The organism is Cellulophaga omnivescoria (assembly GCF_027915275.1).
Lineage (GTDB): Bacteria > Bacteroidota > Bacteroidia > Flavobacteriales > Flavobacteriaceae > Cellulophaga > Cellulophaga omnivescoria.
This window is the reverse complement of the sequence record NZ_CP115819.1, coordinates 2182103-2194843: the sequence shown is the minus strand read 5'-3', so window position 1 is coordinate 2194843 and position 12741 is coordinate 2182103. Positions and strand designations below refer to the sequence as shown.

Annotated in this window: 10 protein-coding genes; 5 read left to right on the top strand and 5 right to left on the bottom strand. The window is 33.7% G+C overall.

Features of this window, described 5'->3' with window-relative positions:
- Positions 1–8 precede the first annotated feature (8 nt).
- Positions 9–842: a GLPGLI family protein gene (locus PBN93_RS09740; RefSeq protein WP_077402095.1), complete on the bottom strand. Its 834-nt coding sequence runs from the start codon at positions 840–842 to the stop codon at positions 9–11.
- Positions 843–1124: 282 nt separating this feature from the next.
- Here PBN93_RS09740 and PBN93_RS09735 point away from each other — a divergent pair, with 282 nt between their 5' ends.
- A complete protein-coding gene (locus PBN93_RS09735; protein ID WP_077402092.1) occupies positions 1125–1745 on the top strand; it encodes a deoxynucleoside kinase in 621 nt (206 codons plus the stop codon).
- A 59-nt stretch (positions 1746–1804) separates the two neighbouring features.
- On the opposite strand, the gene PBN93_RS09730 is transcribed toward PBN93_RS09735, so the two are convergent.
- The 4 genes from PBN93_RS09730 to PBN93_RS09715 form a co-directional block, all read right to left on the bottom strand.
- Positions 1805–4252, bottom strand: coding sequence for a sodium-translocating pyrophosphatase (locus PBN93_RS09730; RefSeq protein WP_271080541.1), 2448 nt, complete (start codon positions 4250–4252; stop codon positions 1805–1807).
- A gap of 119 nt (positions 4253–4371) precedes the next feature.
- Positions 4372–4899: an inorganic diphosphatase gene (locus PBN93_RS09725; protein ID WP_077402086.1), complete on the bottom strand. Its 528-nt coding sequence runs from the start codon at positions 4897–4899 to the stop codon at positions 4372–4374.
- An 84-nt stretch (positions 4900–4983) separates the two neighbouring features.
- Positions 4984–7482, bottom strand: a complete 2499-nt coding sequence (locus tag PBN93_RS09720; protein ID WP_077402083.1) for a DUF5686 family protein — start codon at positions 7480–7482, stop codon at positions 4984–4986.
- A 99-nt stretch (positions 7483–7581) separates the two neighbouring features.
- Positions 7582–8559 (bottom strand): pyruvate dehydrogenase complex E1 component subunit beta, encoded by a 978-nt coding sequence (locus PBN93_RS09715; protein ID WP_077402080.1) that lies wholly within the window; start codon positions 8557–8559, stop codon positions 7582–7584.
- Positions 8560–8728: 169 nt separating this feature from the next.
- Between PBN93_RS09715 and PBN93_RS09710 the strand changes: the two genes are divergently transcribed.
- From PBN93_RS09710 to PBN93_RS09695, 4 genes are all read left to right on the top strand, one after another.
- Positions 8729–9475 carry an electron transfer flavoprotein subunit beta/FixA family protein gene (locus PBN93_RS09710; protein ID WP_271080540.1) on the top strand — a complete coding sequence of 249 codons (747 nt, stop codon included), beginning with the start codon at positions 8729–8731 and terminating at the stop codon, positions 9473–9475.
- 2 nt (positions 9476–9477) lie between these two features.
- Positions 9478–10446 carry an electron transfer flavoprotein subunit alpha/FixB family protein gene (locus tag PBN93_RS09705; protein WP_271080539.1) on the top strand — a complete coding sequence of 323 codons (969 nt, stop codon included), beginning with the start codon at positions 9478–9480 and terminating at the stop codon, positions 10444–10446.
- A gap of 92 nt (positions 10447–10538) precedes the next feature.
- Positions 10539–11171, top strand: a complete 633-nt coding sequence (locus tag PBN93_RS09700) for a bifunctional nuclease family protein (RefSeq protein ID WP_075695112.1) — start codon at positions 10539–10541, stop codon at positions 11169–11171.
- Positions 11172–11190: 19 nt separating this feature from the next.
- The gene (locus PBN93_RS09695) at positions 11191–12681 is read left to right on the top strand and encodes a NupC/NupG family nucleoside CNT transporter (RefSeq protein ID WP_077402255.1); all 1491 of its coding nucleotides are present in this window, start codon (positions 11191–11193) and stop codon (positions 12679–12681) included.
- Positions 12682–12741 lie beyond the last annotated feature (60 nt).

Sequence of the window (12741 nt, the reverse complement as noted above, 5' to 3'; positions counted from 1 at the left end):
GATGAAATTTAACGACCTCTGCCGCCTGATCCTCTGCGCTGTTGAAAATTCTGCATCATCTCCTGACGCTTTTTTACCATAAGAGCATCAAAATCTTGTTGATTAATGTCTTTTCCTTTGGTTGGAGCTTTAACCTCTACAACATCATCTGCATTCATTACAATTTTAGTACAAACCAATGTAGATCCTTCTTGCTCTATTTCTAAAATTAAACCTGGTAAACCCCAGTATTCTGCAGGACCTTGACTAATAGGAATATCTAATGTATACCAAGCCACAACTGTTTTTTCTGTAGGTATTTTTCGCTGAGACTCTCCTCCTTGCCTACCACGTCTAAACATTCTGGTCATTGCTCCCATACCAGTAGTATCTATAGGAGTTGTAAGGGTTGCTTTGTATACTGTATAATTACCAATTTTTTTAGTTTCCGAGCCCATTTTCCATTCAGGTTTTTTTAACTCATCTTTAATTAAAAAATTTTTGCTGTACATTTCTACTTGGTTGGTATAGTTTTGCTCTTTAATATTTTTGTAATATTTACCAGTAGAACCTCCACCAACAAAACGCATCCAACCGGGTCCACCACCACCTGGGGCTTCTAATTTTTCGTCTTCTACATAGTAAGACTCTGTTCTGTTAAACGTTAAAATGTATGTTTTTTCCATTGCGCTTTTCATACGCTCCATAATCTCTTTTTTACGAGCCTCTGGCATATCTCTACCTCCAAAGTCTGGCGCCTTTGTTAGTTTTGTTTCATAAATAGCCTTACCCTGAAAATCCTGAGCCGTTACGGTAAAAACCGTAGCAACTAAAGTAAGTGCAACTAAAAAAATGTTCTTCATTTGTATGTGGTTTATATCCTTGTCGGATAGTTAGCTTTCAACAACTTAGACTACCATCTTTTAATATAGTTTAATGGCGAATTGTATTTTTTTTAAAAAAATCGTTTTAGACATACGTACAAGACTTATTTTATCGTTGTAACTTTGTACAAATACAATGGTTTACTACTGGTTTTAAAAAGTATTAGGTTTATTGCCGCAAACATTTTTAGATACTAGTCTTATCTTGTATATTGTGCGACCCCTATATCGGTCTAATAAAAAATAAAACACATACAGAATATGCATATTGCAGTAGCAGGAAACATAGGTGCAGGGAAAACAACTTTAACCAGATTGCTAGCCAAACATTTTAATTGGCAACCAAATTTTGAAGATGTTGTAGACAATCCTTACTTAGATGATTTTTACAACCAAATGGAACGTTGGAGTTTTAATTTGCAGATATACTTTTTAAATAGCAGGTTTAGACAAATTTTACAAATTAGAGAAAGTGGTAAAGACATAATACAGGATAGAACAATATATGAAGATGCCTTTATTTTTGCTCCTAACTTACACGCAATGGGACTATTAACTAATAGAGACTTTGAAAACTACACAAGTCTTTTTGAGTTAATGGAAAGCTTGGTACAACCACCAGATTTACTTATTTATTTAAGGAGTTCTATTCCTAATTTAGTGAACCAAATACATAAAAGAGGTAGAGATTACGAAAACACTATTTCTATTGATTATTTAAGCAGATTAAATGAACGTTATGAAGCTTGGATACACGGTTATGATAAAGGAAATTTATTAATTATTGATGTAGATAATTTAAATTTTGTTGACAATCCTGAAGATTTAGGTTTTGTTATTAATAAAATTGATGCAGAAATAAACGGATTATTTCAACCATAAAAACTAAAAAACCACACCAAAAAGTGTGGTTTTTTTTATGAATTAAATAAAATTATATATCAGTTTTTGTAATCTAGCCCTACTGTAATAGTTTTATTAGAGTTATTGTCTTTAGATACATTAACCTCCATATCTTCTTTTTCTTTAGCAGCTTTTATTTTTTTTGTAATTTCTTCTACAGTACCATTTACAACCTGTACATTTTTATTTAGTTCTCCGTCTTTTGTAGTTATAGTTGTAATAGTTGCCACAGCCAAATCATTACTAGTGGCATCAATTTTTATGGTTACTTCTTTTTTAGTTTGATGTTCCTTAAATACTGTGCTATCCTCTATATGTCCGCCTAAAATAGGAGCTATAACCAAACCTATTAAACACGTTAGTTTTATTAATATATTCATAGATGGGCCAGAAGTATCTTTAAAAGGATCACCAACTGTATCTCCTGTAACCGCAGCTTTATGTGCATCAGAGCCCTTGTATGTCATTTCTCCGTTAATTTCTACTCCTGCTTCAAAAGATTTTTTAGCATTATCCCAAGCACCACCTGCGTTATTTTGAAAAATAGCCCAAAGCACACCACTTACTGTAACGCCTGCCATATAACCTCCAAGCATTTCTGCAATAGCCATATTATTCATACCAAATAGCATAGGAACAAATGCAATAACAAGCGGAAAACCAATAGTTAGCAAACCAGGTAACATCATTTCTTTTAAAGAAGCTTGTGTAGAAATTGCAACACACTTATCGTATTCTGGTTTTCCTGTACCTTCCATAATACCAGGAATATCTTTAAACTGCCTGCGCACCTCTTGCACCATTTCCATTGCAGCCTTACCTACAGCGTTCATAGCCAATGCAGAGAATACTACAGGCACCATACCACCAACAAATAACATTGCTAAAACTGGAGCTTTAAAAATATTAATTCCATCTATACCAGTAAAAGTTACGTAAGCAGCAAATAATGCTAATGATGTTAATGCAGCAGAGGCAATAGCAAAACCTTTACCTGTTGCAGCTGTTGTATTACCAACCGAGTCTAGAATATCTGTACGTTCACGTACAATTGGTTCTTGTTCACTCATTTCTGCAATACCACCAGCATTGTCAGATATTGGTCCAAATGCATCAATAGCCAATTGCATAGCCGTAGTTGCCATCATAGCAGAAGCAGCTAAAGCTACACCATAAAAACCAGCAAAAGCATAAGAGGCCCAAATAGCACCTGCAAATAACAATACAGAAGGAAAAGTAGAAATCATACCAGTTGCCAAACCAGCAATAATATTTGTACCTGCTCCTGTACTAGATTGTTGAACAATTTTTAATATTGGCTTTTTACCTAAACCAGTGTAATATTCGGTAACCGACGAAATTACAGCACCAACAACCAAACCAACCAAAGTTGCATAAAAAACACGTATAGATGAGATAGCAATTTTACCTTCTCCAAAAAATTCCATCTGCATTGTTTCTGGTAGCATCCAGGTAACCAATCCAAAACAAGAAGCTGCCACTAAACCTATAGATACCCAGTTTCCTAAATTTAATGCACCCATTACTTGTGCTTCTTTAGCATCGTTAGTCTTTATCTTAACTAGCATAGTACCAATAATAGAAATTAATATACCTGCACCTGCTATAGCCATTGGTAATAAAATTGGGCCAATACCACCAAAGGCATCTTGTATAGAGCCTCCCATATCTTTTATAACATAATTACCCAAAACCATAGCTGCTAAAACGGTAGCAACGTAAGAACCAAATAAATCTGCTCCCATACCGGCAACATCACCAACGTTATCACCTACATTATCTGCAATTGTTGCTGGGTTACGTGGATCATCTTCAGGAATACCAGCTTCTACCTTACCTACCAAATCTGCCCCCACATCTGCGGCCTTTGTATAAATACCTCCTCCTACTCTAGCAAATAAAGCTATAGATTCTGCTCCTAGGGAAAAACCCGCCAATGTTTCTAAAACTATAGTCATATCACCAACATTTGTCCATCCGTTAGGCATAAAAACGTATTGGTAAAAAATTATAAAAAAAGCTGTTAACCCTAATACTGCTAAACCTGCAACACCAAGCCCCATTACAGTTCCTCCGCCAAAAGATATTTTTAGAGCATTTGGCAAACTAGTACGTGCTGCTTGGGTAGTTCTAACATTTGTTTTGGTTGCAATTTTCATTCCTATATTACCAGCAAAAGCAGAGAATATAGCTCCAAAAATAAACGCAACTACAATTAACCAATGAGTTGTGGGCACTACTATAGATACTATTGCAAGTAAAACACTTACAATTACTACAAATATTGCCAAGAGCTTATATTCTGCATTTAAAAATGCCAAAGCTCCTTCGTAAATGTGATCTGAAATTTCTTTCATTTTACCATCACCAGCGTCTTGTTTCATTACCCAAGTCTGTTTTATAACCATATAAACCAGTCCTAGTACCGCCATTATAATTGGCGCATAAATAATCATTGACTCCATATTTTATAATTGTTTAATTATTAACCTAGTAAATGTAAGAAAATGAAACTTAACAAAAAAACCCTCTCATATTTATCATATAAGAGGGTTTTTAGGTTATTTATTGATGATTTCTTATTTTAAATCTTAAAAGCATTTTTAGATTTAAATTCACTCTCATCGTATCTTTCTATACATTTATTCAAGATTTCGTAAGCTTCTTTGGCATCTCCCCAACCACCAACGTCTACTTTTTTCTTTTCTAAATCTTTGTACACCTGAAAGAAATGTTCAATTTCTTTAATTTGGTGAGGATTCATATCTGATAAATCGTTTAATATGTTCCAGATTGGATCTGATACAGGAACACAGATAATTTTTTCATCTGGACCTTTTTCGTCTGCCATATGAAAAACCCCAATTGGCTTTACCTCTACAACACACATTGGAAAAGTTGGTTCACCTCCTAAAACTAAAACATCTAATGGATCACCATCTAATGCTAAAGTTTCTGGTATAAAACCATAATCTGCAGGATACATCATTGAAGAAAATAACATTCTATCAAAACGTATCTTTTTTAAATCAAAATCGTATTCGTACTTATTTCTACTTCCTTTTGGAATCTCTATTAATACATCAAAAGATGTTTTTCCGTGTTTAGTCATTCTTATTATTAATTATTGTACAAAAATAGTGTAATCTATAGTAACAAAAAGTATTTTTTAGTTTAATTTATTGATAGCATTATATTAAAAATTAAATCCAAAAGAACCTGTAACACTAAAAGGGCGTGCATTTGGGTTATCAAAATAGTTACCTCTAAAATTAAAGTCAACGCGTAATATTTTAAAAATATTGCCTATCCCAAAAGAATATTCCCAATACATCTCATCAGATGGCGCCATTAACGGAATATTAGTTGGAGCATTTAAAGCAATATTTTCTGATGAAAGCTCTCCCCAAACACCTCTTAATCCTACAATTTCTCTTAAATTAAGCTTTCTCATAAACGGTATACGAGAAAACAGCCTACCATTAAAATTATGTTCTAAATGCACAGATGCGTATGTATCTGTTACAAATTCATAAAAATCTAAATTTGGGAATGTGTTATATATTGAAAATAGCGTTTGGTTACCCGGTATTACATTAAGTAACCCCAAAGGTACCTCGCCAAAAGTTTTACCTATTTCTACAGTACTATACAACCTGCCAAAACCGCCAATTTGCCAAGGTTGGCCGTAAGAAAACTGAATCTTATCATAATCAAAATCACTCTCCATAGGTCCTTTAAACCCTTTAGAATAATTAAATAGTAATGTACTATACTCGTCATTTATACTTTTACGTTCTACGCCGTAACCAATTGTACGTTTACCTGGTGTATAAATTAAGGTTGTGGTAAAGTCTAACTGCTTAATTTGTGACGAGATCCCTGTTGGAGACTCTGCATCTACATAATCTAAACTAAACGCATTTGGTAAGGCAGAACTTAATTTCCTGTATGAGTTACCAACGCGTAGTCTTACATTATTAACGGGTTCTACCTCTATACTAAACGCAGACAAATCTATATTTGTTAACCTGTCATTAGAACCTACAGTAAATACAGATGAGGAAGCAATACTCCTGCCTAAAACATCATTAGTTGCAGTTAAACTTAAACCTAATTGTTCTATATCTTGCCTGTGTCCTCCAGAAACTATTAACCTACTTTTTTTATCTATTAACCATTTTGCAGAAATACCGTGTTTTACTTTATCGTCATCAAAACCATAGGCCAAATAACCTTCTACACGCCACGGATCATTTTGCCCAAAATAAGTCCTTGCCCCTGCACGCACACGCACACCTTCTGCGTCATTATAACCAAAAACGCTATAAACGTCTCCAATATCCAAATTCCACTTATCTATTTCTACATAACCAGAACCCAAAATACTTACTATGTTATAGTAACTTTTAAACTTAGGTACGGTTTTTAATGTGTCTAAAAGTTCGTATACACCTTTTTCGTCCTTATTTAAACGCTCCAACCTATTTTCTGCCCAAAAATTATCATCCCTACTAAATGCTTCCGGACTGTACTCATCTACACTTTGCTTGTAAAACTTTTTATCCTTTGGAATATCAAACTTATAATTATTGTAGATAGTTGTACGCTTACCATATATACCTTTAGAGTTTTCTTTTTTGTTAAGGCTAAAATCACTTAGCATATAATCTCTTTTCAATAGAAAAACAGAATCGTTAACTACATCAAACTCCTGCTCTATATAAATCTCTTTAACCCAGTTAATGTTTGCACTTTTTGTAACCTCAAGATTAATTTTTTTAATAGCATAAGTAGAATCGTTTACCCAAAAATCTCCTTTAAAAGTAAGCTCATTTTTACGTCTTGGGTAATAAATAATATTGTAGCACCACTTGTTATCTATAAAAGCACTATCTGCTAAGGCATAATTGTAAACATCTACACCTGTTTTAGAAAGCGGACTTGTAAAACTCTTATCAAAAAATTTTAAATAGTTATTGTAAATATCGTAGTCTGAGTACAAATCTTCTACAAAAGCTGTTATTGCTTGGTTATTAGAAAAACCCGAGTTTTTACTCCCTTGTAATTTTTCTTTTTTAACACCTAAAACATTATCACCATTAACTTTATGAAATGTTTCGTTTAAAAATATAGGTAAGTACGTTTTTCCTGTTACTCTAGAGGTGTCTAAATCATTAAAAACAAACTCTAAACCTCTAAACATTTTACTCTTAATTAAAGCACTGTCTATGGTATTAAGGTCAAACTCTACTTTCTCATATTTATCATATTCGTATTGTTTATACTTACGTAATCCATTTTCTCTTTTTTTTGCCCATATTTTTTTAAGAATATCTATTGCTGGGTTATTTTTTTTTGAGAGTTTTCCTGAAAAAATAACTACTTCATCTAATTGTTCTCCAGACTCTTTTAAAACAGCTTCTATTTTATAGGTAACTTTTGCTGTAAGCGGTATATCTAAAGTTTCATAGCCTACAAAAGATATTTGTAAAACCGAATGGTTATTGTCTGACTCCATATAAAAGCGACCATCATCGTTTGTAATGGTACCTTCTGTGGAATTTTTAAATAGTACATTGGCAAATGCTACGGGTTCACCAAATTCATCTAAAACAACTCCACTTACTTTTGTTTGCGCATAATTTAAAGCGTAAACAAAACAAAACAGAACAAAAAAGAATTTTTTTATCATAACTAACTCTTAAAAGCAACCCTACACTAAAGTCTTTAAAAAAAGAAAAAAGCCTTGCCGTAACAGACAAAGCTTTAGTTCTTTAGCAAAACTAAAATTTTACTTATACATAACCTTTTTAACCGCTTTAATAACGTCTTTATGATTAGGTAACCATTCTTCTAATAAAACAGGCGAATAAGGAGCAGGTGTATCTGCTGTATTAATTCTTTCTACAGGTGCATCTAAATAATCAAATGCATTAGACTGTATATGGTATGTAATTTCTGTAGCAACGTTACCAAAAGGCCATGCTTCTTCTAACACTACTAATCTGTTTGTTTTTTTAACAGAATTTAAAACTGTATCATAATCTAAAGGTTTTACAGTTCTTAAATCTATAATTTCACAGCTTATACCTTCTTTAGCTAGTTCATCTGCAGCAGTGTATGCTTCTTTTATAATTTTACCAAAAGAAACTATGGTAACATCTGTACCTTCTCTTTTAATATCAGCAACACCTAAAGGCAATGTATACTCACCTTCTGGAACTTCACCTTTGTCTCCATACATTTGCTCAGACTCCATAAAAATTACTGGATCATCATCTTGTATAGCTGCCTTTAATAAACCTTTTGCATCCATAGGGTTAGACGGCACAACAACTTTTAAACCAGGACAATTTGCATACCAGCTCTCAAAAGCTTGTGAGTGTGTAGCTGCTAACTGACCTGCAGAAGCAGTAGGCCCACGAAAAACAATAGGACAATTAAATTGCCCACCAGACATTTGTCTAATTTTTGCCGCGTTGTTAATAATTTGGTCTATACCAACTAAAGAAAAGTTAAATGTCATAAACTCAACTATAGGTCTATTTCCGTTCATTGCAGAACCAATAGCAATACCAGCAAAGCCTAATTCAGAAATTGGAGTATCTATTACTCTTTTTGCACCAAATTCATCTAACATACCTTTAGATGCTTTGTAAGCACCATTATACTCAGCTACTTCTTCACCCATCAAATAGATAGATTCATCTTTTCGCATCTCTTCAGACATAGCCTCAGCAATAGCCTCTCTAAACTGTAATGTTTTCATTTATGTGGAATAAATTATTATAATCGATAAAAACGCTAGCAAAAATAGGAAATAATCTTTCAATTACAGTTAACATACTGGCAAAAAAACGATAAAATTTATTATGCATGCATAGTAAATTAGAAATTTTATTGGTATCTTAGCCAAGTTATTATAAAATTGATAAAAGATGAAAATATTAGTCTGCATAAGTAACGTACCAGACACTACTTCTAAAATTAACTTTACAGAAGGAGATACTAAGTTTGATACAAACGGTGTACAATTTGTAATTAATCCAAATGATGAATTTGGTCTTACAAGAGCAATGTGGTTTAAAGAAAAACAAGGAGCAACTGTACATGTTGTGAATGTTGGTACCGCAACAACAGAACCTACAATAAGAAAAGCATTAGCAATTGGTGCTGATGAAGCAATACGTGTTAACGCAGAACCTACTGATGGTTTTTTTGTAGCACAACAATTAGCCGAAGTAATTAAAAACGGAAGTTATGACCTAGTAATTGCTGGTCGTGAGTCTATTGACTACAACGGTGGTATGGTACCAGGTATGATTGCTACCTTATTAGACATGAACTTTGTAAACACTTGTACTGGTTTAGAAATTGATGGTGATACTGTTACCGCAACTAGAGAAATAGATGGTGGTAAAGAAAAAATTAGCACTTCATTACCTTTAGTTATTGGAGGTCAAAAAGGGTTAGTAGAAGAAAGTGATTTAAGAATACCTAACATGAGAGGTATAATGATGGCTCGTAAAAAAGCATTAACTGTAGTAGAACCAAGTGGTGCAGAAAGCGCAACAAATGACGTTAGTTTTGACAAACCTGCTGCAAAAGGGGCTGTTAAACTAGTTGATGCAGATAACATAGACGAGTTAATTAACTTATTACATAACGAAGCAAAAGCAATCTAATTATGTCAGTTTTAGTATATACAGAATCAGAAAACGGAAAATTTAAAAAGAGTGCTTTTGAAGTAGCTTCTTACGCTTACGCAGTAGCACAACAATTAGGTACAACTGTTACCGCTGTGTCTTTTAACGCAGATAACAATGATAGCCTAGGTAACTACGGTGTTACTAAAGTGTTAAATATTAGCAATGACACTTTAAAAACTTTTAATGCAAAGGCGTATGCACACGCATTAACCGAGGCAGCAGAGAAAGAAACAGCTAAGGTTGTTATTATTGGCTCTAGTACAGATAGTAAATTTTTAGCTCCTATAGTAGCCGCAAAATTAAAAGCTGGCTACGCACCAAATGTGGTAGAAGCACCAGAAAGTACTTCTCCTTTAAAAGTAAAAAGAACAGTATTTAGCAACAAAGGTTTTGCACACACAACTATAGACACAGATGTTAAAGTTATAGGTGTATCTAATAATGCTTTTGGAGCTAAAGAAAATACGATTTCTGCAAGTGTAGAAGATTTTTCTCCTGCAATTACTGATGCAGACTTTTCTACAAAATCTATAGAAATAGACAAAGTTGTAGGTAAAGCTACTATTGCTGATGCAGATGTAGTTGTATCTGGCGGAAGAGGTTTAAAAGGTCCAGAAAACTGGGGAATGATAGAAGAATTAGCAGATGTACTTGGTGCTGCAACAGCTTGTTCTAAACCAGTGTCAGATTTAGGATGGAGACCTCACAGCGAGCACGTAGGACAAACAGGTAAACCTGTAGCAAGTAATTTATACATTGCTATTGGTATTTCTGGAGCTATACAACACCTAGCTGGTATTAGCGCCTCTAAAGTAAAAGTTGTTATAAATACAGACCCAGAAGCTCCTTTCTTTAAGGCTGCAGATTACGGTATTGTTGGTGACGCTTTTGAGGTGGTTCCTACCTTAATTGAAAAATTAAAAGAATTTAAAGCCCAAAACGCTTAATTTTTTATAAATTGTGCCCATACTAAAGGGCTGTTTAAATACAAGGTAAAACCCTTTTATTTAAACAGCCCTTAGTAATTTTAAAAGTTTATATGAGTTTAGTACGATTAAAAATAAAAGGAATTTCTTATAGCCAAACGCAAAATGGCGCCTACGCACTTATACTTAATGAAGTAGAGGGCGACAGAAAACTACCTATTGTTATTGGTGCTTTTGAAGCACAATCTATTGCTATTGCACTAGAAAAAGAAATTAAGCCACCAAGACCACTAACCCACGATCTTTTTAAAAATTTTGCAGATAGATTTGCCATTGTTATTAAACAAGTAATTATACACAAGTTAGTAGATGGTGTTTTTTACTCTAGCATTATTTGCGAAAGAGATATGGTAGAGGAGATTATTGACGCCAGAACTAGCGATGCAATTGCATTAGCACTCCGTTTTGACGCACCTATATTTACGTACAAAACCATTCTGGATAAAGCTGGTATTTTCTTAAAATTTTCATCTAAAGAAGAAGATGAGGACAAGGACAAAGATGATAGTATAATGGTTGATGAAATTCTACAAGAAAGCGAAACCGTAGAAATAGAATCTAACCCTTCTGATGCTTACAGAGAATTAAATTTAAGTGAGCTTCACGAAGAACTTAACAAGGCAGTTGCCAATGAAGATTATGAAAAAGCTGCCAAACTACGAGATGAAATCTCAAAAAGAAAATAACACTTACACAAAATTTATTATGAAAAAAAGTTGCTGGATTTTCCTCATTGCTTTTTTTGCTATACTCCCATCAATAGCTCAGGATTCAATACCTGCTCAAGTAGCTACACAAGCTATTGAAACAACAACAAACAATATTACCAACCCAATTATAGATAATGAAGGTTTTACACTAAATAGCCTCATAAGAGGGTTATTAGGTATGGTTGTTTTAATACTTATAGCCTTTTTGTTTAGCGCTAATCGTAAAGCAATTAATTGGAAAACTGTTGGTATTGGTTTAGGCTTACAACTTATAATTGCTATTGGTGTATTGAAAGTAAATTTTATAGCTACGGTTTTTGACAAAATAGGCCAAGTATTTGTAAGCATCCTAGAATTTACAACCAAAGGAAGTAAGTTTTTATTTGAGGGATTGGTCACAGATATGGACAAATTTGGATTCATATTTGCTTTTCAAGTTTTACCAACTATTATATTCTTTTCTGCGCTAACTTCTGTATTATTTTACTTAGGAATAATACAAAAAGTAGTAAAAGCGCTAGCCTGGTTACTGTCCAAAACCCTTGGTATTTCTGGCGCAGAAAGTTTATCTGTAGCTGGTAATATATTTTTAGGACAGACTGAAGCTCCACTACTAATAAAAGCTTATTTAGAAAAAATGAATAAGTCTGAAATATTATTAGTTATGGTTGGTGGTATGGCTACAGTTGCTGGTGCAGTTTTAGCAGCTTACATTGGTTTTCTAGGCGGAAGTGATGAAGTTTTAAGACTACTTTTTGCCAAGCACTTACTAGCTGCCTCTGTAATGGCAGCACCTGGTGCAATAGTAATTTCTAAAATATTGTATCCACAAACAGAAGTAGTAGACACAGACGTACACGTTTCTCAAGATAAAATAGGCGCTAACATATTAGATGCCATTGCCAACGGAACAACAGAAGGCTTAAAGTTAGCTGTAAATGTAGGAGCAATGCTTTTAGTATTTGTAGCATTAATAGCAATGATTAATGGTATTTTAGGTGGCGCTGCAAGTTTTGATGGTTTTACTATTGACTCTTTAAACATATCTTGGCATTTTACATCTCTTAATACAATAATTGACAACAACCACGACCAATATGACAGCCTGTCATTAGAATTTATTTTAGGATACATTTTTGCCCCATTAATGTGGCTAATAGGTGTAGCAAAAGAAGACATTATGCTAATGGGTCAATTATTAGGTGTTAAATTGGCTGCTAGCGAATTTATTGGCTACACACAACTTGCCGCTCTTAAAAACGCCGCAAACGACACACATTTTACCTATAATAAATCTATTTTAATGGCCACATATATGCTTTGCGGGTTTGCAAACTTTGCTTCTATTGGCATACAAATTGGCGGGATTGGATCTTTAGCTCCAAAACAAAGAAAAACATTATCAGAATTAGGACTTAAAGCTGTTTTAGGCGGTTCTATAGCCTCTTTACTTTCGGCAACAATTGCAGGTATGATATTAGGTTAACATCAACCTAAAACACAATAAATTCACAAGTTAATTAATAAGTTTTGGATATATGATTAA

Excerpts from the sequence above, each read along its gene's own strand:
- PBN93_RS09710 (WP_271080540.1), top strand. The coding sequence starts at position 8,729 with ATGAAAATATTAGTCTGCATAAGTAACGTACCAGACACTACTTCTAAA.
- PBN93_RS09695 (WP_077402255.1), top strand. The coding sequence starts at position 11,191 with ATGAAAAAAAGTTGCTGGATTTTCCTCATTGCTTTTTTTGCTATACTC.
- PBN93_RS09725 (WP_077402086.1), bottom strand. The coding sequence starts at position 4,899 with ATGACTAAACACGGAAAAACATCTTTTGATGTATTAATAGAGATTCCA.
- PBN93_RS09740 (WP_077402095.1), bottom strand. The coding sequence starts at position 842 with ATGAAGAACATTTTTTTAGTTGCACTTACTTTAGTTGCTACGGTTTTT.
- PBN93_RS09730 (WP_271080541.1), bottom strand. The coding sequence starts at position 4,252 with ATGGAGTCAATGATTATTTATGCGCCAATTATAATGGCGGTACTAGGA.
- PBN93_RS09715 (WP_077402080.1), bottom strand. The coding sequence starts at position 8,559 with ATGAAAACATTACAGTTTAGAGAGGCTATTGCTGAGGCTATGTCTGAA.
- PBN93_RS09705 (WP_271080539.1), top strand. The coding sequence starts at position 9,478 with ATGTCAGTTTTAGTATATACAGAATCAGAAAACGGAAAATTTAAAAAG.
- PBN93_RS09720 (WP_077402083.1), bottom strand. The coding sequence starts at position 7,482 with ATGATAAAAAAATTCTTTTTTGTTCTGTTTTGTTTTGTTTACGCTTTA.
- PBN93_RS09700 (WP_075695112.1), top strand. The coding sequence starts at position 10,539 with ATGAGTTTAGTACGATTAAAAATAAAAGGAATTTCTTATAGCCAAACG.
- PBN93_RS09735 (WP_077402092.1), top strand. The coding sequence starts at position 1,125 with ATGCATATTGCAGTAGCAGGAAACATAGGTGCAGGGAAAACAACTTTA.